The sequence below is a fragment of the Selenomonas sp. oral taxon 137 str. F0430 genome, assembly GCF_000183625.1.
Taxonomy (GTDB): domain Bacteria; phylum Bacillota; class Negativicutes; order Selenomonadales; family Selenomonadaceae; genus Centipeda; species Centipeda artemidis.
The window spans coordinates 281,605-304,110 of record NZ_AENV01000008.1 but is presented as its reverse complement, the minus strand read 5'-3'; the positions used below and the strand labels follow the sequence as shown (position 1 = coordinate 304,110).

Here is a 22,506-nt window from a genome sequence, read left to right as displayed (position 1 = left end):
ATACGTTTGTGCAGCAGCCCGGATCTTCAATTTAGGCTTCCATTTTACAATGCGAGAATCTGATCGCGCAGGGCGGCGAGTTGCTCGCTCGAGGGGACGTAGAGCATGCGTACCTTGTCGAGGACGATTTCGCAGCCTGTGCCCCTGAGCTCATCCTCTATCTGCCCGATGCTCTGTCCGCCCCAGCCGTACGAGCCGAAGGCAAACGCTTTGCGCCCCTTTGGCGCGAGCCCCTTCATGTAGCAGAGGAAGCCGCCGATGGTGGGAAGCATGTTGTTGTTGAGTGTAGGGGAGCCGACGGCGAGGTAGCGGCTCGTGAGGACGTCGGTCATGATGTCCGCGTGCGTGTTGCACTTGATGTCGTAGTAGCCGACAGACATACCCTTGTCGATGAACGCCTCGGCGATGGCGTGTGCCATCATCTCCGTGGAGTGCCACATGGTGTCAAAGACGATGACCGCGCGCTCCTCGGTCTCGCCCGTCGACCACTGCTTATAGTGCTTGATGATCTCGGGGATGTGCGAGCGCCAGATGATGCCGTGTCCCGTGGCGATGAGCTCCATATCGAGCCCGTGGAGCGCTTTGAGCGCCGCCTGTGCTTGATTGCCGTAGGGGAAAAGGATGTTGGCGTAGTATTTTTTCGCCTCCTCGCAGACGATGGCGAGATCAGTGTCGTCATCGTAGCGCGTGCCGCTCGCGAGGTGTTGACCGAACGCGTCGTTCGAGAACAGAATTTTTTCCTCGGGGCAGTAGGTGACCATGCTGTCCGGCCAGTGGAGCATCGGCGTCGGGATGAATTGCAGGGTGCGCTTGCCGATGGAGAGCGTAGAACCCGCCTTGACCGTCTCGTAGGGGAGGTCGCCGTAGTACGCCTTGAGCCCCTTCAGCCCGTTCGGCGCGCTCGTGATGACCTTCGCGTTCGGGGCGAGCCGCGAGATGATGGGAACGGTGTGCGAGTGATCCGGCTCGACGTGGTTGGAGATGATGTAATCGATACGCGAGGGATCGATGACTGTGGAGATGCGCGCGAGCAGTTCGTCGTCAAAACCGCGCTTCACTGTGTCGATGAGGGTGATCTTCTCGTCGAGGATGAGGTATGCATTATAGGTGGAACCGCGCTGCGTGTCGTAGCCGTGAAAGCTGCGCATCGACCAGTCAATGGCTCCGACCCAGTAAATATCATCCCGGATTTTGATGGCATTCATGAATGAGGCTCCTTTCGCTCATAGGCTGATTTGTATTTCCTATAGATATTAGCTATAAATGAGAACTATATTCATAGGTGTATTCTAGCCGAAAAAGCGCACTTTTGCAATAGTAAATTATGCGGGAAAATCCTCTGTTTGTCGGGGTGCGGCGCATCCCGATTTCTTGACAGATGATTTTGCGTAATGTATAATATTTATAACGAAAGTTGTGTAAAATTGGGAGAAAATGACTAGAAAAGGAAGGACCTGCATGTTGGAAAAAATTCTGGTCTTTGATACCGAGACGACGGGCTTTCGGAGTGACGATGAGGTGCTGACGCTCGCTGTGGTGGACGGTGCGGGCAAAACCGTGGTGGACGGGATGTATGCACCCGTATCCAAGAAGGAGTGGCCGGACGCGGAGAAGGTGAACCGCATTTCGCCTGCGATGGTGGCGGATTGTGCGCCGATTCTTACGCACCGGGCGGAGCTGGAACGGCTTTTCAACGATCCGGAGACCCTGCTCGTCGGCTATAACATTGAGTTTGACATTCGCCTTTTGGGGCAGTCGGGCATCCGCATTACGAATCCAAACCGGCACGATGTGATGCTCGCGTTCTCGGAGATGCGCAAGGTGCCGGATGCGCGGCGCGGCGGCTATCGCTGGTGGAAGCTCACGGAGTGCGCGGAGTACTACCGCTACAACTGGGGGACGACCGAGGCACACGGAGCTCTCGCCGATACGCTTGCGACGCTGTATTGCTATGATCAGATGCGGCAGCCGGTGTATGAGGAGCAAAGTCTCTTTTAGCAGAATTTCCTAATGGGCAGGAGGCGGTGCATCATGGGAAAGACGAGAGCGGAGAAAAACAAGGAACTCGAGCGCGGGCTTCAACGTGTGAAGCAGCAGCGCAGTTCCCGCCAGCGCAAGATCATCGGTACGGCGGTGGTGATGTTTATCATACTGATCATCGTCTGTGCACTGCTTCCCGGCGATAACGCCGCCTATGAGGGACGTTGGGAAAAGCCCGTGAACGACAGACAGTCGAAGATTCTTCAAAGTTTGGAGGAGAATTTCAAATAGTTATTTGACGGGAGCGAAACCGCGCATTCTATGAAGGATCGCGGTTTTTTATTGGAGGAGTTGTTTGTATGAAATTCCAAGAGGTTATCCTCGCACTGCAGGAGTTTTGGTCGGGGCAGGGCTGCATCCTTGCGCAGCCGTACGACGTGGAGAAGGGCGCGGGAACGATGAGCCCGTGGACGTTCCTGCGCGTACTCGGTCCCGAGCCGTGGAACGTCGCCTATGTCGAGCCGTCGCGCCGCCCCGCGGACGGGCGCTACGGGGATAACCCGAACCGTCTCTATCAGCACCATCAGTTCCAGGTCATAATGAAACCCTCGCCGGACAACATTCAGGAGCTTTATCTTGAAAGTCTTGCACGGCTCGGCATCCGCGCCGAGGAGCATGACATCCGGTTCGTCGAGGACAACTGGGAGTCGCCGACGCTCGGCGCATGGGGACTTGGCTGGGAGGTCTGGCTGGACGGCATGGAGATCACGCAGTTCACCTATTTCCAGCAGGTCGGCAGTCACGATGTGAAGCCCGTCTCGGTGGAGATCACCTACGGACTCGAGCGGCTCGCGATGTATATTCAGGGCGTCGAAAACGTCTATGACATCGCGTGGACGGACGATGTGACTTACGGCGATGTGTTCCGGCAAAATGAGTTCGAGCAGTCCACCTATGCGTTCGAGCTCTCGGACGAGGAGCTGCTCTTTGAGCTGTTCGATAAGTACGAGGCGGAGGCGGTGCGCATCATCGGCGCAGGACATGTGCATCCGGCGCACGACTATGTGCTGAAATGTTCGCATACATTCAATCTGCTTGACGCGCGCGGCGCCATCAGCGTGTCGCAACGCACGGCGTTCATCGGCCGCGTGAGAAAACTCGCGCGGCTCTGCGCCGAGGCGTATCTGGCACAGCGCGCGGCGCTCGGCTATCCGATGCTGAAGAAGGGGGCGAAGGCATGAAGAGAGACTTACTGCTTGAAATCGGGACGGAGGAGATCCCCGCACATGCGATGCCGAACCTTCTGCGTGAGATGAAGCGTCTTGCGGGCGAAATGTTCACAGAACATCGTATTTCCTATGACGAGATTCGTACGCTCGGCACGCCGCGCCGCATGGCGCTCATCGTGACGGGCGCGGCGGAGCGGCAGGCGGACGTCAGCACGGAGACGAGAGGCCCTGCGATCTCCATCGCTTTTGATGCGGACGGCAATCCGACCAAGGCGGGCGCGGGGTTCGCGCGCGGACAGCACGTTGCGCCCGAGGCTCTCATCCGCCGCGACGGCTACGTCTATGCGGCAGTGCACGAAACGGGCGCGCCGACGGCGGAGATTCTAAAGGAACTCCTGCCCGCGCTCATCCGTGCGATTCCCCTGCCGAACAGTATGCGGTGGGGCGATCTCGACTTTCGCTTCATCCGCCCGATTCGTTGGATCGTCGCGCTCTATGGCACGGACGTCGTACCGTTTACACTTGCCGAAGTGACGAGCGGCAACCGTTCGCGCGGGCATCGGACGCTCGCACCGGAGGACTTTACGATTACCTCTGCGGCAGATTACGAGACGGCGTGCGAAGCGGCGTACATCATTGTGGATCCCGTACGGCGGCGCGCGATGATCTCCGAGCAGATTGCAGATGCGGCAAAGGCGTGCGGCGGCACGGCGGAGATCACGCCCGACCTCCTCGAGGAGGTGCTGTATCTCGTGGAATACCCGACGGCGCTCAGCGGATCGTTTGAGGAGAAATACCTCGCGCTGCCCGCCGAGGCGGTCATTACCCCGATGCGCGACCATCAGCGGTATTTCCCGGTGAAGGCGGCGGACGGCAGTCTCCTGCCCGTCTTTATCACCGTGCGCAACGGCGGCAGAGAGCATCTCGACGTGGTAGCGCACGGCAACGAGCGCGTTCTGCGTGCGCGGCTTGCGGACGCGCAGTTCTTCTTTGACGAGGATCGGAAGAAATCGCTCGCGGAGCATCGCGAGAAGCTGCACACGGTCGTGTTCCAGCAGGGGCTTGGCTCGATGTATGAAAAAACGGAGCGTCTTGCCCGGCTCGCGGCGGCGGTCGTTGAAGATATGACTGCGGGCGACGATGCGGCGTACGAGACCATGGCGGCGGATGCGCGCCGCGCGGCGGAGCTCTCGAAGGCGGATCTCGTGACAGGCATGGTGACGGAGTTCACCGAGCTGCAGGGGATCATGGGACGCGAATATGCCCTCCTCGACGGAGAGAAGCCGGAGGTCGCGCGTGCCATCGACGAGCAGTATATGCCGCGCTTTGCGGGGGATGCACTGCCGAAGAGCGATCTCGGATTTGCACTCAGCGTCGCGGATAAGATCGACAACATTGTCGGCACATTCAGCCGCGGCAAGATCCCGACGGGGTCGCAGGATCCGTTCGGGCTGCGCCGTCAGGCGCTCGGGTTCGTCAATATGCTCATCCTCCATGAGAGCGGTATTCTGCTCTCCGATCTCGTGGACGAGGCTTGCGATCTCTATGATTTGGACGATGCGGCGCGAAGCAAGATGCAGGCGGACGTCGCAGAGTTCATCCGCTTGCGGCTGAAGAATGTCCTCACGGAGCGCGGCGTGCGCTATGATGTGCAGGAAGCCGTGCTCAGCGATGTGGACGCCGTTGCCGATGTGCCCGGGCGCGCCGCCTATGTGGAGCGTCTGCTTGAGGAGAGTGATGCAGCTGCGCTCGTGCAGTCCTTTGTCCGCGTGGGGAATATCGCGCGCAGCGCGCCCACGGGGGCTGTGGATCCTGCGCTCTTTGCGGCGGATGAGGAACGCGCCCTGCTTGCCGCGTATGAAGCTGCGGCAGAGCTGCGCGCTGCGGGCGGAGATACGGCGGAGACCATTGCGGCGGAGCGCCGCCTTGCCGTCGCGATCGATGCGTTCTTTGACGCCGTTATGGTCATGGATAAGGATGCGCGCGTCAAGACGAACCGCTTGTCACTGCTGAAGTCGATTGATGATGGTCTGCTCGAGATCGCCGATTTCAGAAAGATCGTCCTCAATTAAAGGACACAACATACAGAATGATTACGGAGCGACCGATTGAACAGGATGCGGGCGCTCCTTTTTATTTTTAATTAGCAAAAGATGTAATTATGTGGTATTATGACCACGTTAAAAGTGATAGTGTTTCTCATTATGAGATAAGTCTGTCATTTTATGGGGGTGGAGCTATGGATATAGCGGGGAAAGAAAAAGTTATCTCGTGGAGCGCATCCATCGGGATTCATTTTTGTCTGTTGATTGCGGCAGCGGCAATGGGCTTGTTTGCCGTGGCGGCACCGCCGGAAAAGCGTCCGATCGAAGTGGAGATCTATGATACCGCCGCTCCTGCAAGCGCGCCGGCAGCGGCGGCACAGGCAGCGGCGCCGCCTCCACCGCCGCCGAGCATTGACGACATCCAATTCGAAAAGCCGAAGAAGGAGCCCGAACCGCAGCCGCAGCAGGAGCAGCCGCATGAGACGCCGCGGCAGACTGCGGCGGCGAATACGAATACGAGCAATACCTCGTCTACGGATGCGGGGGCGAACAATGCGCCGACGAGCAGCAATGCGAACAACGGCGGTGGGAGTGACAGCAATGCCCCTGCGGGAAACTCGCAATCGTCAAAACGCCCGAAAGTACCTCCGCGCAATCTTTCAACGCCTCAACCGGTCTATCCGGAGTCACTTCGCAGTCAGGGAATTACGGGCGTCGTCGTTGTCCGGTTCGTTGTGACGGCGGACGGCAGCGTGCAGGACGCAACAGCAGAGCAGTCCTCGGGCTATCCGGAGATGGATCAGGCGGCGATCGCGGCGATCTATAACACGCCGTTTTCACCTGCCCAGAACGAAGAAGGCGAGCCGGTTTCCGCCTATACGAGGATACCGGTTAGGTTCAATCTTAAATAAGCGGGGATACCGCGATAAACGTTTATGCTCTTTCTTGGAAAGAAGGTCTTGGGAAACTTTTGGGAAAAATTGGGAATAGAGACAGGGGAGGGAATACCCGTGCGTTACGAGACGAAAAGATTAAAGAGCAGTATCCGCCTCGCACTCATGACGGTGATTGCCGCATTGCCGATGACGGTGTTTGCGGCGGCGGATGAGCCGGAGGTCTACGACCTCGAGGAGGTTGAGGTCGTCGGGGAGCACATGGCGGCAGCATCCGGAGAAAGTGAACAGCCGTCCGTCTATGCAGGAGGTCAAATTGCACGCACGAGCCACCTCGGTGTGCTCGGCGAGCGCGACTTCATGGACGTGCCGTTTAACGTGACAACGTTCAATAAGGATATGATGGAAAACAAGCAGGCGACCTCTGTGGTCGACATCATCACGAATGATGCGTCCGTCAGCGATCAGACGCTTTCCGGAGCGTCGCAGGCATGGTATATCCGCGGCTTTAAGTCGCAGCAGCAGGATGTGCAGTTCAACGGACTGTACGGCGTCGCGCCGCGGTTCTATGCCGGGGTAGAGGGGCTGGAGCGCGTTGAGCTTCTCAAGGGACCCGGCGCGCTCCTCGGTGGTATGGCGCCGAATGGGTCAGTCGGCGGCGTCATCAATTTCATTCCGAAGCGTGCGGAGGGCAACAAGACGAGCGTGACGCTTGCCTACGGGAATAAGCATCAGTTTTCGCAGCATATCGACACGAGTTTCCGGTCGTAGGACGGGAAATACGGCGTGCGCGTGAATCTCTACAACAACAGAGGGGAGACTGCCGCGAAGGACGAGCGTATGCAGACGAGCACGCAGACGCTCGCGTTCGATTATCGCGGTACACGCGACCGCCTTTCGCTTGACCTTGGGCTGATCTACAACGAAATCAAAGATCCGCAGTACCGTATTACCTTTAACAATAACTTTATTGATAAGGCGGGCGGTATGCCGCGCGTGGACATCAATTCGAAATTTGGATCGCCGGGGACGTTCCGCCGCATTTCGGAGAAATACGGTGTGTTCCGCACCGAGCATGATTTCAATAAAAACTGGATGGGCTATGCCGCATTCGGTATGCGGTCAACCTCGATGGATTATCTCTACAACGAGTTCCGCATGAATAATGCGAGCGGCGCGGCAAGCCGTCGCTATCGCTACAACAATCAGGTCAATAAGGCAAACTCATTGGAACTTGGCGTAAAGGGGACGGTCATGACGGGTACACTCAAGCATGAGCTGACCCTTGCCGCCAACCGTATGCACTATACGCGCTATATGTATAATCGAATGCTTGGAAGATATACGTCTGCGGGGACTATTTATGCACCCGTATGGGGGACGCCGACGGGAGATCTGAGGTGGCGGGTTCCGAAGAATGATGAAACGACGTTGAGCAGTGTCGCACTCACCGATGTGATGACGACGGCGGACGAGCGTTGGATCTTTATCGTTGGCGGACGTCTCCAAAGCATTGACGTTACAAACTATCGGGACGGAAGCGATAATACAAGGTATTCCCATATGAAACGGAACTTGCTCTCTCCTGCGTTTGCTATCGTCCACAAGCTGAATAAGACGGCTTCGCTGTATGCAAACTATATTCAGGGCTTGAGTCAGGATGAGGCGCCCTCCTCCGCGGCGAATGGAGGGACGCTTCTGCCGCCGTATAAGGCAAAGCAGTATGAGGTCGGTGCGAAATTTGACTTTGGAAAAATGGCGGCGACAGTCAGCGCGTTCACACTCACGAGCCCCGGCGTAATTACGAATGCGGCAAATGTTGCCGTAGTAGACGGCGAGGTGCGCAATCGTGGTCTTGAGGTGAACTTCTTCGGCGAGCCGAAGAAGGGAACGCGTCTTACGGGCGGCATGACATGGCTCGATGCGAAATATCAAAAGACGCAGAACGGCACCTATGACGGCACCGAAAGGAAGGCGCGCCGCACTTTACGGCGGTGCTGGGCGTAGAGCAGGACATTCACGGCGTGCAGGGGCTCGCGCTCTCTGCGAATATGACCTATAACAGCATGACCTATATCAATCAGTTGAACAACTTCCGCATTTCCCCTTGGGTTCGGTTTGACGTGGGGGCACGCTATTCGTTCCATGTGGGAAAAACGCCGGTTACGGTGCGCGCAAATGTCTACAATGTGTTCAACCGCAATTACTGGCGCGGCTTAGAAAAAGCAGTCTATCTGGGAGCGGGACGCACCTATATGCTTTCGGTTACGGCGGATTTCTAAATATAGGGACGGCTGAGACAGCATCATATCTTTTCCATGATGACCGGCGTATCATGCGCGCTCGGTGGGGGCACGGCGTCGCCGTGCCTCTCGTCGTTTATGCGCGCATCATAATGCCGTGCATATCGTCAAAGGGGGTACTATGGAAGGCAACACGGCTCCGGTGCGGGCGGTCGGCGGCGCATCTCCTGCGCTCGTACTCGTGCTCTCAGGCGCACTCTTTGCGGCGTGCCTCGCGTCACTCTATATCGGCGCGCAGGATGTGCCGCTCGCAACGATTTTTCACTCGTTCACGGCGTACGAGCCGGAAAATGTGCAGGAAATGGTCGTCCGGACACTGCGTTTGCCGCGACTCCTCGCGGCGCTCCTCTGCGGTGCGAGCTTTGCGGTCGCGGGCGCACTGATGCAGGGCGTGACGAACAATCCGATGGCGAGTCCGTCGATTCTCGGCATCAATGCCGGCGCGGGATTTGGGCTTGCCGTCTTTATGATTCTCTTCCCGCAGGGAAGCCTCAGCGTATCGCTCCTATTTTCGCTCGCGGGGGCGGGGCTTGCGACGCTCGCCATATTTGTTCTCGCACGCGCAAAGGGCGCCGGGCGCGGCCCCGTATTCCTAGCACTCGCGGGGACGGCGATCGGCGCGGTATTCGGCGCGGTGACGCAGGCGATGACGGTGTATTTCGAGGTGGCGCAGGATCTCTCGTACTGGACGGCGGGCGGCATCAGCGGCGTGCGCGTGGAGCAGGCGCTCTTTCTCCTGCCGTGGACGATCGCGGGACTCGCACTTGCGATGAGCATTGCGCGCGCGGTGACATTGCTCTCGTTCGGCGAGGAGGTCGCCATCGGGCTCGGGAGCAAGATCGGGCGCATCCGCCTCGTCGCAGGCGTGACGGTGCTGCTGCTCGCGGGCTCTGCCGTGGCTATGGCGGGACCTGTGGGATTCGTCGGGCTCGTGACGCCGCATATTGCGCGTAAAATCGTGGGCATCGACTATCGCAAGGTGATTCCCATATCGGCACTGCTTGGCGCGCTCCTTGTCACGCTCGCGGACATCGCGGCGCGGACGATTCACCCGCCGTTCGAGACGCCGCTCGGCGCGGTGACGGCGCTCATCGGCGTGCCGTTCTTCCTCTATTTGATTCGCAGGGGGAGGAACAGGCGATGAGCGTACTGCAAAAGCGTTTTTATCTGTACAGTCTGTGCGGCACGGCACTCCTCGCCGTGATGTTCGTTGTGCATCTCGGTTCGGGATTTACGGAGCTCGGATACGGCGACATCGCGCGCATCCTGCTCGGCGGCGGGACGCCCGAGGAAAATCTGACGGTGTTCGACTTCCGCATGGTGCGGTCGGTGCTCGCCGTCGTCATCGGCGCGGGACTGGCGGTCTCGGGCGCGGTCTTTCAGACGATCTCGCGCAACGAGCTCGCAAGCCCGAGTCTCCTCGGCGTGAATGCGGGCGCGGGCTTTGCGATTCTCCTCTTGGTCTATTTTTCGGACACGGCGGGGAGCGCGTCGCTCTGGGTGCAGCCGCTTGTTGCAACCGTGGGCGCGGCGCTCGCAGCGGTATTCATCTACCGCATGAGCTATGAGCGGGGGCATACGCTCTCGACGCATACGCTCGTCCTCATGGGCATCTCGCTGACGGCGGGCATCCATGCCGTCGAGATGATGCTGATCGTGCGGCTGAACCCTGAGAAATTCAGTCAGGTCAATACGTGGATCATCGGCAGCATCTTTGGCAGCACATGGAGCCACGCCGCTCTGCTTGCTCCGATTGTCCTCTTCCTGACGCTCTTCTTCTATGTGCGGCGCACGGATCTCGATGTGCTCGCACTCTCGGACGAGACGGCAATCGGGCTCGGCGTTCCCATCAACCGCGCGCGATTCGTGTATCTGATGGCGGCGGTCGCGCTCGCGGCGTCGTGTGTGGCGATCGGCGGGAGCATCGGCTTTGTGGGACTGCTCTGCCCGCACATCGCGCGGCGGCTCGTCGGTGTGCAGCACGCGCGCAGCATCCCCGTGACGGTGCTCATCGGCGCACTGCTCGTGGTGTCGGCGGATTATTTCGCACGCATCGTGATTGCGCCCGAGGAGATGCTGCTCGGCATCGTGGTCGCACTCGTCGGCGCGCCGTATTTCCTGTTTGTCCTGGCGCGCGCCAAGGGCTGAGCGCGGAGGCGAAATCGCATGAAACTAACGATAGAACATCTAAAGGCGGGCTACGACACCGCCGTTATCATAGAGGATCTCTCCCTCGAGATTCCCGAGGGGAAGATCACGGCCCTCATTGGTGCGAACGGCTGCGGGAAATCCACGCTGCTGAGGACCATCTGCCGCATCCAAGCGCCGCTCGGCGGGCGCGTGCTTCTGGATGGGGCGGATGTCCACACGGCGAATCCGCGCGAGCTCGCGAAGACGATTGCGATCCTGCCGCAGAACCCCACCGCGCCTGAGGGGCTGACCGTGCGCGAACTCGTCTCCTACGGGCGCGCGCCGCACAAGACCTCATTTTTCTCACGGACGACGAAGAAGGACGCGGAGATGATCGACTGGGCACTCGCCGAGACGGATATGACGGCGTTTGCGCAGCGTCCCATCGGCGCGATGTCGGGCGGGCAGCGTCAGCGCGCGTGGATCGCGATGGCGATCGCGCAGGATACGGAGATCTTGTTCCTCGACGAGCCGACGAGCTTCCTCGACGTGGCGCATCAGATGGAGGTGCTGCGCCTTGTGAAGCACCTGAACGAGGCGTACGGCAAGACGGTCGTCATGGTGCTGCACGAGCTGAACCAAGCGGCGCGCTACGCGGACTATCTCGTGGGCATGTGCAAAGGGGAGATCCTCTACTGCGGCATTCCCGCGGAGGTGTTTCACCGGGAGATGCTGCGCGATGTGTTCGGCATCGACGCGGAGATCATGAGCGACCCGCGCGGCGGGCGACCGCTGTGCATTCCGTATTTCATGGGCGCCGGGGAGCACGGGGCATGATGCGCGGGAAAAACATCCTTGCGGCGGGACTGTGCGCCGCGCTTCTCTTCGGTGCGTCCGGATGCGGGCAGCCCGACATCCGCGGGGAGAAGTCGGAGAAAGCGCAGGAGACCGTGAAAAAGCTTCGCCGGTTCGACCCCGCCGTCCTGCGCGCGGATACGCCGGCGTCGATCGACGCGGAGTTTGCCGCGCGTCTCGCGGAGAAACGCAAGGCGGCGGAAAAACTCTATCGCGAAGAGGACGGAAAACGCATCCTGAAGCATAAATTCGGCGAGACCGTACTCCCGGATGCACCCCTGCGCATTGTCTGCATCCGCCTCGAAGATCCCATGCTCGCGCTCGACGCTCCCATGGTCGCCGCCTACGATTTCCCCGCGTACTATCTGCATGAGGAGCTCGCGGCACGCGGCATTATGCGCATCAGCATCAACGACGAGAACAAGACGATCAACCTTGAGCAGGTGCAGGCGGCGAAGCCCGATCTCATCGTCATGCGCGACAGCTTCGGAAAGGGCGTCTATGACGACCTCTCGAAGATCGCGCCCGTCGCGGCGTTTGACCTGCGCGATTACGAGCGTACCCTGCTTGCGCTCTCACTCGTCCTCGACCGCCCTGCGGACGGCGAGGCGCGCCTGCGGCAATTTTACGATACGGCAAAGCGCGACCGCATCCGCATCAAGGGGCATATCGGCGATGCGACGGTCGCGCTCCTGCGCATCATGAACAAGGAAGTGCGGCTCTATCCGTACGCGACGAACGACATCAACAGGTTCATGTACGAGCTGCTGAACCTGCGCCCGCCGCAGATGGTGATCGACATCGACGGGAACGAGCAGAACAACGCGATCTCGCTCGAGCTCCTGCCCGAGCTGCAAACGGATTACCTGCTCATCAGCGCGGGATTCGGCCCGAGCAGCAGACAGAGCAGTGCGATTGCGAAAAAACGATTTGCGGCGATGCGGCTCGATCCCCTGTGGCAAAGCGTGCCCGCAGTGCGCGCGGGGCATATGCTCGAGGTGGACTCGATGATCTGGAACGCGCATGGCATCATCTCGCGCGAGCGGGCGATGGATGCCCTCGCGGAGGATATGGAACGGCAATGATGCGGCGCAGGCGTTCAATTAAAGTTTAATGCCCCCTTCAAGCGCCCTTAACAACAGGTTTCTATACTAATAGCATACAAGGAATGACGGAGATCCTTCGATCCCATCGGAGATTTCCGCAGAAAGGTGTGGTTTATGATGAAGAGATCTGTAAGAAAAAACTTGATTGGCATGACGCTCGGCGCTGCGATTCTCAGCGCAAGTTTCGGCTCACTCGCGTACGCGAACAGTACCGAACAAGGGGGGCATGGAATGCCGACGCAGCAGACAGAGATGAAGATGGACAAACACCCCCAGGTTCAAATGTCTGTGGATGAGCAGGCAAAATATGTTTCGGAGGTCTTTGGCGTCAGTGAAACGGAAGTCAAGCAGGAGATTGCGAAGAAGACGGATCTCTTTGACATCGGGCAGGGAGCGATGCTTGCAAAGCTCTCCGGAAAACCGTTCCCGAGTATTATGCAGATGAAGGCAAAGGGGAAGGACTGGCCGCAGATCGTCGACACCCTCGGCATCACGGATAAACAGCTCCAAGCGGGACTAATGGACATGGCGGTACTGCACATCAGTATGCGCGGCGATGTAGATGGAAATACGGCGCGCGACCTTCTGCAGAAGGGCTATGAGCCGCATGACATCGAGATGGCAGGTGTGATTGCGAAAGCCGCACACAAGGATATCGTGTCCGTGCTGAACCAAAAGAAGGACAATAAGGGGTGGGGAGAGATTGCCGATGAGTTCGGCGTCGATAAGAATATGCTGAAGTCGGATCGGCCGGACTTCCCGCCGATGCGTGATATGCCGGTGAAGAAATAATCCTTCCAAGAACGCCCGGCTGCGGGGGCACTGCATGAAGAATATGCAGTGCCCCCGTTTTTCTATGGAAATCCTTTTCATACATTGCCGCCGTATGTTACGGGGCGCCCCTGTTTGACAAATGTGCCGGACGCCTTTAAGATGGGGACGACAGGAGGAGATTGCGATGCGGGTCAAAATGTGCGGGATGAAGACGATTGCAGCGGCATATGCGGCGCGTGATGCGGGTGCGGATTACATCGGATTTATTTTTGCGCGGGAGAGCAGGCGGTATATCACGCCCAAAGATGCGCGCTCGATCTGCGCGGCGGTGGACGTGGTGAAGAAGGTCGGCGTCTTTGTCGATGCCGATCCCGAAGAGATGAACGAGATCGCCGCGTACTGCGGGCTGGACTATGTGCAGCTTCACGGGCATGAACCTGCGGAGACGGCGCGCCGGGTGGAGCGTCCCGTCATCAAGGCGTACCGCTGCGGCGACGACTTCGACGCGGACGCGGCGAACGCCTATCCCGCCGAGATCATCCTCGTGGACAGCTACGCGCCGGGGGCGGCGGGCGGAACGGGCGCGGCGTTCGCGTGGGAGGATGCCGCGCGTGAGATCGCGCGCGTGACAAAGCCCGTCCTCATCGCGGGCGGGCTCACAGCGGAGAATGCGCGCGCGGCGATCGAGATCTTTCATCCGTTCGGTCTCGACGTGTCGGGCGGTCTGGAGGAGAACGGGGAGAAATCTATCGCAAAAATCGCAGTGTTCATGGCGGCGGTACGCGCGGGCGCGTCCGGATCCCGTGGGCATGATTGACAAATATGCGCAACTCCACTAAGATAGAAGGGCGCGCCGCGCGGCGCGCTTCGGAAGATTCGCAGAGGAGGTGCGTTCATGCGTGACCTATTGGCTGAGATTGTCGAAAAAAAACGCGGGATCGTCGCGGCGGCAAAGCGCGATGTGCCGCTCGAAACGCTCAAGAAAGATATAAAGTGCGGGACGTTCCGTATGGCGGAGCATTTTCGCCGGCACGGGTGGGGGCTGATTGCCGAGTGCAAATTACAGTCGCCCGCAAAGGGACGCCTGACGACGGCGCATACGGTGACGGAGCTCGCCGAGACGTACGCGGCGGCGGGGGCGGCGGTGCTCTCGGTGCATACCGACCCGCATTTCCTCGGGAGCAACGCGGATTTTGCCGCCGTGCGCGCGCGCGTCGATACGCCGCTCCTGCGCAAGGACTTCATCATCGACCCTTATCAAGTATATGAAGCAAGGGCGCTCGGGGCGGACGCCGTGCTCCTCATCGTGCGCATCCTGACGCCCGCGGCACTGAAGGAACTGCTCTTTCTCACGTGGAGTCTCGGCATGGACGCACTCGTCGAGGTGCATGACCGCGCGGATCTCGCGGCGGCACAGGCAACGCCCGCGGAGTTCATCGGCATCAACAACCGCAACCTCGTGACGTTCGAGACGAGCGTGCAGACGACGATCGACCTCCTCCCGTACGCGGATACGGCACGCACGCTGATCAGCGAGAGCGGCATTTTCACCGTGGAGGACGCCGCACGAGTGCGTGATGCGGGCTGCCGCGGCGTGCTCGTCGGCGAGGGACTGGTAAAGGCGGCGGATGTCGGGGCATTTGCGAAAGAACTGAGCACATTGGGGACAAAGGAGCATGAGCTATGAGTAAAAAGGGAAGATTCGGTGCATACGGCGGACAATATGTGCCCGAGATCGTGATGCCCGCGCTGAACGAGCTGGAAGAAGCGTATTTGAAATACCGCGAGGACGCGGAATTTCGCGCCGAGTTCCGGAAATATTTGACGAACTACGCGGGGCGTCCGACGAATCTTTATTTCGCAGAGCGTCTGACGAAGCATTACGGCAAAGCGAACATCTACCTCAAACGTGAGGATCTGCTGCACACGGGCGCGCACAAGATCAACAACGCGCTCGGTCAGGCGCTCCTCGCACAGCGCATGGGCAAGAAGCGCATCGTCGCGGAGACGGGCGCGGGGCAGCACGGCGTCGCGACGGCGACGGTGGCGGCGCTCTTTGGCATGGAGTGTCACATCTTCATGGGCGCACTCGACGTGGAGCGTCAGCGGCTCAATGTGTTCCGTATGCGTCTCCTCGGGGCAACGGTTATTCCCGTCTCGAGCGGCACGGGCACGCTGAAGGACGCGACGAGCGAGGCGATCCGCTACTGGGCGACGAACATCACGGACACCTACTATGTCATCGGCTCTGCCGTGGGGCCGTACCCCTATCCGGAGATGGTGCGCGATTTCCAAAAGATCATCGGCGAGGAGATCCGCGCGCAGTCGGCGGAGGCGTTCGATGCAAAGCCCGACTACCTCGTCGCGTGCATCGGCGGCGGCAGCAACGCCATCGGGACGTTCTATGATTTCCGGGGCGACACGGATGTGAAGAAGTTCTGCGTGGAGGGCGGCGGACGCGGCGATGCGGACGGCGACAACGCTAAGACGCTCAGCGGCGCTGGCACACCCGGCATCCTGCACGGCGCATACAGCTACCTCCTCCAGGACGATGACGGACAGGTCGTTGAGGCGTACAGCATCTCGGCGGGGCTGGACTACCCGGGCGTCGGCCCCGAGCATTCCTTTTTCAAGGATCAAGGTATCGTGACCTACGTCTCCGTGACGGATGAACAGGCGCTCGCGGCGTTCCAAAGGCTCTCGCGCATCGAGGGCATCATCCCCGCGCTCGAGAGTTCGCACGCGCTTGCCTATCTCGAGACGCTGATGCCGCAGACGAAGGCGGGCGAGAACGTCGTCGTCTGTCTCTCGGGACGCGGCGATAAGGACGTCCAGATGGTCGCAAAGGAGCTGGGGGAGGACATCGCATGAGCAAGCGTCTGAATGAAAAACTGGCGAAGCTGCGCAAAGAGGGGCGCAAGGGACTCTATATCTACATCACGGCGGGCTGCCCGAATGCGGAAGAGACCGTCGATATTGTCCGCCGCGCAGAGGAAGCGGGCGCGGATGTGATTGAGCTCGGTCTGCCGTTCTCCGACCCGATGGCGGACGGCCCCGTCATCCAAGAGGCGAGCGTCATGGCGCTCAAACAGGGCATGACGCTGAAAAAGGCGCTCGATATTGTCAAGGAGATTCGGAAACACTCGGAGATCCCGCTCATCGGCATGGGCTACATCAATATGGTGCACCGGTATGGCTTTGAAAAGTTCGTTGCGGATTTCAGCGCGGCGGGCATGGACGGCGTGATTCTCCCCGACGTTCCGCACGAGGAGTCCGCCGAGATGCGCGCGGTCTGTGCGGCGCATGATTTCACGCTGACCGAGTTCATCACGCCCGGCACGACCGAGGAGCGCATGGAGGAGACGTGCAGGGACGCGGCGGGGTTCGTCTACTGCGTCTCGAACTACGGCGTCACGGGGGTCAAGGAGATCGATTACTCCGTCATCGGGCGCGTCTGCGCGGCGGCGCGCCGCTATACGAATGTGCCGCTCGCGATCGGGTTCGGCATCGGTACGCCTGACGCCGCGGTGCGCGCTGCCAGGCAGGCGGACGGCGTCATTGTCGGCAGCGCAGTCGTAAAGCGCATCATCGAGGGCGATATTGACGGCGGCATCCGTCTCATCGCCGAAATGCGAAAGGCATTGGATGCATAAATAAAAATTGAAGCGGGGCTGCCGTACGAATATGGTTTAACATATTCGTACGGTAAGCCTTTTTTATTGTAAGAGCTGCACGGCTTATGGGGAAATATATCCCCTCGGATATGTTTAATGCCGCTTCGGCATCCGCCTTGCCAAAAAAGCGGGGCTTAAAAATGGCTGCGGCGGATACCAAACGGCACATCGTTTGCGGCTCAACAAGTCGTTCCGTGCGGATTTGGCATGTACATCTTTGTGATTGTATCGACTTATGCACTCCTCTTAACGATTTATGACGAAATAACGTTTGTGAAGGAATATTTACACAGTTAATATACATGAATGAGATTCATTATAAATAATACTTTCCTCGTGAATTATCCTTGTCAATATAGCTTTTTTTCGGTATATTATACATAGACTTTATTGCTGTAGCCGCCTGTTATAAATTTGATTTAGAATGAACGGTTTCAGCATAATTTTTTTCTATTGTCTATTGTTTGTGATTATTTGTTTTTCCTATGTATTTATTCTATATCTTAATACAAGGAGGCTCTGTGTATGGGAGAGTATGGGAGTCTGTTGGTGTTCCTCTTGGTGGCGCTCGCGTTTCCCGTCATGGCGCTCGGGCCTGCGTTCCTCTTGCAGCCGCGCCGTCCGTCGCCGCAGAAGTACATTCCGTATGAGTGCGGCGTCGATCCGGTCGGGTCGCCGTATGTGCAGTTCCGCGCGGGATATTTCCTCTATGCGCTGCTGTTCATCGTGTTTGATATCGAGACGGTATTCCTCTATCCGTGGGCGGTTGAGTTCCGGATGATCGGGGCGTTTGCACTCGCAGAGATGTTCGTATTCGTCGGCATTCTTGCGCTTGGCCTCGGCTATGCGTGGCGAAAGGGGGATCTGACATGGAGATAGCGGAGCGTGTACCGGAATCGCTGCGGCACAATGTATTTGTTGTAAAAATCGATCAATTATTTCGCTGGGCGCACGCAAGCTCCATCTGGCCGCTGTCCTCGGGGCTTGCCTGCTGTGCGATCGAGATGATGAGCACGGCGACGGCGCGGTTCGACCTCGCGCGCTTCGGCTACGAGGTGTTCCGTCCCTGCCCGCGGCAGGCGGATCTGCTCATTGTGGCGGGGACGCTGACGTGGAAGATGGCGGAGCCGATCGTGCGGCTCTACGAGCAGATGCCCGAGCCGAAATACGTCATCGCGATGGGCGCGTGCACGATTGCGGGCGGCCCTTTCGCCGACTCGTATTCCGTCGTCCCGGGCATCGACGACATCCTGCCCGTGGACGTCTACATCCCGGGCTGTCCGCCGCGTCCAGAGGCGCTGATGGACGGGATGCTGAAGCTGCGGGAAAAGATTCTGCATCCCGAACGCGTCGCGGCAGAGCGCGCGGCATGGGCGGCGAAGGAGAAAGCGGCGGTGACGGCATGAGAAAAGAATATGCACCCGCCGAAATGCTTGCGGCAATCAAGGAGCAATTTCCTGCGGCGGAGTACGACGCGGAAGCGGCGCGTCCCGCCGTCTATATCGGCGCGGATGAACTCATATCGTTTTTGACCTATTTGCGCAGCGATGCGGCGCTCGCTTTTACGCGCCTTGAAAACCTGACGGCGGTCGATTGGAAGGATCGCTTCGAGACGGTCTATCATCTCTTTGCCCCCGCATCGGGGCATTGGCTGACGGTGAAGGTCACGCTCCCGCACGATGCGCCGCGCGTGCCGTCCGCGACGGCGGTGTTCCCGGGTGCGGAGTTCGAAGAGCGCGAGGTCTATGATCTCATGGGCATCGCCTTCACGGGGCATCCGGATCTCAGGCGCGTGTTCCTGCCCGAGAATTTCGCGGGACATCCGCTGCGCAAGGATTTCAAGGCCCCTCCGCCGCCCGAGATTCCGCGCATTCGAAAGGAGGCGCCGTGATGCCGAGAACGGAGACCTATACGCTCAACATGGGCCCGCAGCATCCCTCGACGCACGGCGTCCTGCAGGTGCAGCTCGAGCTCGACGGCGAGCGCATCCTAAAGGCGACGCCCGTCATGGGCTATCTCCACCGCGGGATTGAAAAACTGCTTGAGGACAGGACGTACATCCAAGGGCTGCCCTATACGGATCGGCTCGACTATGTGTCCTCGATGAACAATAATTTCGGCTATGCGCTCGCAGTTGAAGAGCTGGCGGGCATCGAGACGACGCGGCGCGCGGAGTACATCCGCGTCATTATGGCGGAGCTGAACCGCATCAACAGTCACCTCATCTTCATCGGGACGCTCGCGAACGATCTCGGCGCGTCGACGGGGATGCTCTACTGTTTCCGCGACCGCGAGAAGATCCTCGACATCTTTAACCTCGTCTGCGGCGCGCGTCAGACGTTTCATTACATCCGCATCGGCGGTGTGAAGGAAGATTTAACTCCTGAGGCGGAGACGATGATTCGCGCGTTCCTCGACGAAGTGCCGATGTTCCTCGACGAGTACAATAAACTCCTCACGGGCAACGAAATCTTTGTCCGCCGCATCGTGGGCACGTCCCCGATGACGACGGAGGAAGCCCTGCGTTACAACATGACGGGGCCGAACCTGCGCGCGACGGGGCTGCCGTTCGACCTGCGCAAGGTCGACGGCTACAGCGTCTACGACGAGTTCGAGTTTGACGTTCCCGTCGGCGTCCACGGCGACAATTGGGATCGCTACCAAGTGAAGCTCGGGGAGATCGCGCAGAGTGCGCGCATCATTCGACAGGCGATCGAGGGACTCCCCGCGGGCGACTTCATGGGCAAGGTGCCGAAAGTCGTGAAACCGCCCAAAGGCGAGGTCTTTAGCCGCACGGAGGGCACGCGCGGGGAGCTCGGGTTCTACATCGTCAGCGACGGCACGCCGAAGCCCTACCGCATCCACATCCGCCGCCCCTCGTTCGTCAACATGCAGGGGCTCGACGCGATGTGCCGCGGGATGCTCATCGGCGACTCGGTCGCCGCGTATTCGTCCATCGACCCCATCATGGGCGAAGTGGACTGCTGAGAAAGGAGGGGAATGATGGAACTTTCTCTGCTTGCCGCGCTGGCGGCGTGGATGCGATCGCTCATCTATACGGTCGTGCCCGTGCCGTTCGTTGTGGATTTCGTCATGACGGTCGTCGGCGTCGCGGCGCTCCTCGGCATCATCTCGATGGCGGCGATCGTCTTTACCTATGCGGAGCGCAAAATCTGTGCGTTCATTCAGGTGCGCCTCGGCCCCAACAGGGTCGGCGGTCGCTTTGGCCTCCTCCAGCCGATCGCGGACATGCTCAAACTCATGAGCAAGGAGGACATCATGCCCGCAGGTGCGGACAAGGTCGTGTGGGCGCTCTCGCCCGCGCTCCTCTTCGTGCCGGCGGCGCTCGTCTATGCCTTTTTCCCGTTCGACGCGGGCGCGGTACTCGCCGATGTGAACGTCGGCGTGTTCCTCCTCTTCGCCGTGTCGGGACAGGCGGTACTGCCGTTCCTCATGGGCGGCTATGCGTCCAATAATAAATATTCGTTCATCGGCGGAATGCGCATCGTGGGGCAGATGCTCAGCTACGAAGCGCCGCTGCTCTTTTCGCTGCTCGGCGTCGTCATGCTGACGGGATCGCTGCGGCTCGACGACATCGTGCAGATGCAGGCGCACAACGCGTGGTTCATCTTCGTACAGCCGCTCGCGTTCGTCATCTTTTTGATTGCGGCGGTCGCGGAGACGAATCGCACGCCGTTTGACCTTGTGGAGGGCGAGTCGGAGATCATCGCGGGTCCGTTTACCGAGTATTCGGGGATGCGCTGGGCGCTGTTCTTCCTCGCCGAGTATGCGAACCTTCTGACGGCGGCGATTCTCGCGACGACGTTCTTCCTCGGCGGCTACAGCGGTCCCTCCTTCCTGCCGGGCTTCGTGTGGTTCGGGCTCAAGGCGCTCGTCATGGTGTTCCTCATCATGTGGTTTCGCTGGACGTTCCCGCGCACACGCGTGGATCAGATTCTCACCTTCGGATGGAAGGTGCTCGTGCCGCTCTCGATGATCAACGTCTTTTTGACGGGCGTCGCGATGTATGTCTTTGGGATGGTCTAGGGAGGTGCTGACATGTTTGGAAAAGGTCTGCTGACCGGAATGAGCGTCACATGGAAGCATCTCTGGGGGAAAAAGGAGACGTTCTGCTACCCCGAAGAGAAGCTGCCGATGACGGAGAATTTCCGCGGGGGCAATCTCGCGATGGACTGGCGCGTCTGCATCGGCTGTTCCATGTGCGCGAACGCGTGCCCGAACAAGGCGCTCGATCTGACGATCGTGCAGGACGCGAAGAAAAAGCGTCACATGCAATACTATATTCATAAATCCGGCCGTTGTCTCTACTGCAACCTCTGCGTGGAGGTCTGTCCCGTCAAGACGCTCGTGTGGGATAAGGACTACGCGATCTCGACGTGGAGCAAGGAAACGATGACACACGACGCGATGACGGACACGGATCGCGCCGATCTCGCGGAGTTCCTCGCACGCGTTGAGGTCGAGGCGGCGGAGGAAAAGGCGAAGAAGGAAGCCGAAGCGGCGGCAAAGGCGGCGGCGAAAGCCAAAGCGGAAGCCGAGGCAAAAGCGGCGGAGCAGAATGCTCCCGCTGCGGAAGAACCAACGGCACAGGCGAATGCGGACGCGGCGAAACAGGCTGCGCCGGCGGAAAAGCCTGCCGCGGAAAAGCCCGCGGCGCGGCCTGAAACTGCGGCACAGGAAGGGGGCGCGTCATGAGTTTCATCTTCTATGTGCTCGCGGCGATTACCGTGATCGGGGCGCTCGGCGTCGTCCTTTCGCCGAACGTCGTGCACAGCGCGCTCTTCCTCGTCGTGTCGTTCATCGGCGTGGCGTCCATGTACTTCTATATCGGTGCGGAGTTCCTCGGCGCGGTGCAGCTCATGGTCTACAGCGGTGCGGTCGCCGTGCTCATCGTCATGGCGATCATGCTGACGCGGCGGGACTCGATGGCGCATTCGAATCCGTCGCAGAAACTCTTTCGGCGCGTTGTGACGGGGCTGCTCGCGGGCGGATTCTTCTTCCTCATGGGGCTCGGCATCGTGCTTGCCCCCATGCCGGACGGGATGCTCGGCGCGCCGACGGGGGCACATGAGATCGCCGCGCTGATGCTCGGCGCGTACGTTCTGCCGTTTGAGATCGGCGCAGTGCTCCTCCTCGCGGCGATGATCGGCGCGCTGCTGCTGGCGAGAGGAGGCGATGCCGCATGATCGGACTGACCGATTTGCTCTTTGTATCGGCGCTGCTCTTTTGCATCGGCCTCTACGGACTGCTCACGCGGCGCGGTCTCATCCCCATCCTCATGTGCGTGGAGCTCATGCTGAACGCGGTCAATATCAATCTCGTGGCGTTTGACCGCTTCTATGCGCACAACGCGGAGGGGCAGCTGATGGCGCTCTTTTCCATCGCGGTGGCGGCGTCCGAGATCGCCGTCGGGCTTGCGCTCGCGTTCCGTCTGTATCAAATCCGGTTCACGACCAATGTCGACGAACTCGATACGCTGAGAGATTAGGGGAGGGA

Annotated in this window: 26 protein-coding genes; 25 read left to right on the top strand and 1 reads right to left on the bottom strand. The window is 59.6% G+C overall.

Features of this window, described 5'->3' with window-relative positions:
- Window positions 1-44 precede the first annotated feature (44 nt).
- On the bottom strand, window positions 45-1,205 hold the full coding sequence (locus HMPREF9162_RS06715; RefSeq protein WP_009438897.1) for an FprA family A-type flavoprotein: 1,161 nt from the start codon (window positions 1,203-1,205) through the stop codon (window positions 45-47).
- A gap of 253 nt (window positions 1,206-1,458) precedes the next feature.
- Here HMPREF9162_RS06715 and HMPREF9162_RS06710 point away from each other — a divergent pair, with 253 nt between their 5' ends.
- The 25 genes from HMPREF9162_RS06710 to nuoK all read left to right on the top strand — a co-directional run bounded on the left by HMPREF9162_RS06710 (window position 1,459) and on the right by nuoK (window position 22,498).
- Window positions 1,459-1,998, top strand: a complete 540-nt coding sequence (locus HMPREF9162_RS06710) for a 3'-5' exonuclease (RefSeq protein WP_009349198.1) — start codon at window positions 1,459-1,461, stop codon at window positions 1,996-1,998.
- Between the two features lie 33 nt (window positions 1,999-2,031).
- A complete protein-coding gene (locus HMPREF9162_RS06705) occupies window positions 2,032-2,271 on the top strand; it encodes a hypothetical protein (RefSeq protein WP_009438643.1) in 240 nt (79 codons plus the stop codon).
- A gap of 68 nt (window positions 2,272-2,339) precedes the next feature.
- Window positions 2,340-3,221, top strand: coding sequence for a glycine--tRNA ligase subunit alpha (glyQ, locus tag HMPREF9162_RS06700; RefSeq protein WP_009438598.1), 882 nt, complete (start codon window positions 2,340-2,342; stop codon window positions 3,219-3,221).
- A complete protein-coding gene (gene glyS / locus HMPREF9162_RS06695; protein ID WP_009438931.1) occupies window positions 3,218-5,281 on the top strand; it encodes a glycine--tRNA ligase subunit beta in 2,064 nt (687 codons plus the stop codon). Before glyQ ends, glyS begins: the two co-directional genes overlap by 4 nt.
- A gap of 167 nt (window positions 5,282-5,448) precedes the next feature.
- The gene (locus tag HMPREF9162_RS06690) at window positions 5,449-6,165 is read left to right on the top strand and encodes an energy transducer TonB (protein ID WP_009438822.1); all 717 of its coding nucleotides are present in this window, start codon (window positions 5,449-5,451) and stop codon (window positions 6,163-6,165) included.
- A 99-nt stretch (window positions 6,166-6,264) separates the two neighbouring features.
- Window positions 6,265-6,918 (top strand): TonB-dependent receptor plug domain-containing protein, encoded by a 654-nt coding sequence (locus tag HMPREF9162_RS12780; RefSeq protein WP_071586908.1) that lies wholly within the window; start codon window positions 6,265-6,267, stop codon window positions 6,916-6,918.
- Window positions 6,919-6,933: 15 nt separating this feature from the next.
- Window positions 6,934-8,154 (top strand): TonB-dependent siderophore receptor, encoded by a 1,221-nt coding sequence (locus HMPREF9162_RS12775; protein WP_009438616.1) that lies wholly within the window; start codon window positions 6,934-6,936, stop codon window positions 8,152-8,154.
- Window positions 8,142-8,429, top strand: coding sequence for a TonB-dependent receptor (locus HMPREF9162_RS12770; protein WP_009438894.1), 288 nt, complete (start codon window positions 8,142-8,144; stop codon window positions 8,427-8,429). Before HMPREF9162_RS12775 ends, HMPREF9162_RS12770 begins: the two co-directional genes overlap by 13 nt.
- A gap of 142 nt (window positions 8,430-8,571) precedes the next feature.
- A complete protein-coding gene (locus tag HMPREF9162_RS06680; RefSeq protein WP_009438602.1) occupies window positions 8,572-9,594 on the top strand; it encodes an iron ABC transporter permease in 1,023 nt (340 codons plus the stop codon).
- Window positions 9,591-10,598 (top strand): iron ABC transporter permease, encoded by a 1,008-nt coding sequence (locus tag HMPREF9162_RS06675; protein ID WP_009438862.1) that lies wholly within the window; start codon window positions 9,591-9,593, stop codon window positions 10,596-10,598. Before HMPREF9162_RS06680 ends, HMPREF9162_RS06675 begins: the two co-directional genes overlap by 4 nt.
- 18 nt (window positions 10,599-10,616) lie before the next feature.
- Entirely contained in the window at window positions 10,617-11,417 is an 801-nt protein-coding gene (locus tag HMPREF9162_RS06670; protein ID WP_009438816.1) for an ABC transporter ATP-binding protein, read from the top strand.
- The gene (locus tag HMPREF9162_RS06665; RefSeq protein ID WP_009438704.1) at window positions 11,414-12,520 is read left to right on the top strand and encodes an ABC transporter substrate-binding protein; all 1,107 of its coding nucleotides are present in this window, start codon (window positions 11,414-11,416) and stop codon (window positions 12,518-12,520) included. The genes HMPREF9162_RS06670 and HMPREF9162_RS06665 overlap by 4 nt, the downstream gene beginning before the upstream one ends.
- A 135-nt stretch (window positions 12,521-12,655) precedes the next feature.
- Window positions 12,656-13,333, top strand: coding sequence for a hypothetical protein (locus HMPREF9162_RS06660; protein WP_009438891.1), 678 nt, complete (start codon window positions 12,656-12,658; stop codon window positions 13,331-13,333).
- A 166-nt stretch (window positions 13,334-13,499) separates the two neighbouring features.
- Entirely contained in the window at window positions 13,500-14,132 is a 633-nt protein-coding gene (locus HMPREF9162_RS06655) for a phosphoribosylanthranilate isomerase (RefSeq protein ID WP_009438617.1), read from the top strand.
- Between the two features lie 78 nt (window positions 14,133-14,210).
- Entirely contained in the window at window positions 14,211-15,002 is a 792-nt protein-coding gene (gene trpC, locus HMPREF9162_RS06650) for an indole-3-glycerol phosphate synthase TrpC (protein ID WP_009438751.1), read from the top strand.
- Window positions 14,999-16,186, top strand: coding sequence for a tryptophan synthase subunit beta (gene trpB, locus HMPREF9162_RS06645; RefSeq protein WP_009438829.1), 1,188 nt, complete (start codon window positions 14,999-15,001; stop codon window positions 16,184-16,186). The genes trpC and trpB overlap by 4 nt, the downstream gene beginning before the upstream one ends.
- Window positions 16,183-16,968 (top strand): tryptophan synthase subunit alpha, encoded by a 786-nt coding sequence (trpA, locus tag HMPREF9162_RS06640; RefSeq protein WP_009438840.1) that lies wholly within the window; start codon window positions 16,183-16,185, stop codon window positions 16,966-16,968. Before trpB ends, trpA begins: the two co-directional genes overlap by 4 nt.
- A gap of 546 nt (window positions 16,969-17,514) precedes the next feature.
- On the top strand, window positions 17,515-17,868 hold the full coding sequence (locus HMPREF9162_RS06635; protein WP_009438621.1) for an NADH-quinone oxidoreductase subunit A: 354 nt from the start codon (window positions 17,515-17,517) through the stop codon (window positions 17,866-17,868).
- Window positions 17,859-18,395, top strand: coding sequence for an NADH-quinone oxidoreductase subunit B (locus HMPREF9162_RS06630; RefSeq protein WP_009438716.1), 537 nt, complete (start codon window positions 17,859-17,861; stop codon window positions 18,393-18,395). Before HMPREF9162_RS06635 ends, HMPREF9162_RS06630 begins: the two co-directional genes overlap by 10 nt.
- The gene (locus tag HMPREF9162_RS06625; protein ID WP_009438615.1) at window positions 18,392-18,880 is read left to right on the top strand and encodes an NADH-quinone oxidoreductase subunit C; all 489 of its coding nucleotides are present in this window, start codon (window positions 18,392-18,394) and stop codon (window positions 18,878-18,880) included. The genes HMPREF9162_RS06630 and HMPREF9162_RS06625 overlap by 4 nt, the downstream gene beginning before the upstream one ends.
- Window positions 18,880-19,977, top strand: a complete 1,098-nt coding sequence (locus tag HMPREF9162_RS06620; RefSeq protein WP_009438774.1) for an NADH-quinone oxidoreductase subunit D — start codon at window positions 18,880-18,882, stop codon at window positions 19,975-19,977. The genes HMPREF9162_RS06625 and HMPREF9162_RS06620 overlap by 1 nt, the downstream gene beginning before the upstream one ends.
- A gap of 12 nt (window positions 19,978-19,989) precedes the next feature.
- Window positions 19,990-21,036, top strand: a complete 1,047-nt coding sequence (gene nuoH / locus HMPREF9162_RS06615) for an NADH-quinone oxidoreductase subunit NuoH (RefSeq protein WP_037350329.1) — start codon at window positions 19,990-19,992, stop codon at window positions 21,034-21,036.
- 12 nt (window positions 21,037-21,048) lie between these two features.
- A complete protein-coding gene (locus HMPREF9162_RS06610) occupies window positions 21,049-21,705 on the top strand; it encodes a 4Fe-4S dicluster domain-containing protein (protein ID WP_009438599.1) in 657 nt (218 codons plus the stop codon).
- Entirely contained in the window at window positions 21,702-22,196 is a 495-nt protein-coding gene (locus HMPREF9162_RS06605) for an NADH-quinone oxidoreductase subunit J (protein ID WP_009349176.1), read from the top strand. Before HMPREF9162_RS06610 ends, HMPREF9162_RS06605 begins: the two co-directional genes overlap by 4 nt.
- A complete protein-coding gene (nuoK, locus tag HMPREF9162_RS06600) occupies window positions 22,193-22,498 on the top strand; it encodes an NADH-quinone oxidoreductase subunit NuoK (protein ID WP_009438809.1) in 306 nt (101 codons plus the stop codon). The genes HMPREF9162_RS06605 and nuoK overlap by 4 nt, the downstream gene beginning before the upstream one ends.
- The last annotated feature ends 8 nt before the right edge of the window (window positions 22,499-22,506 follow it).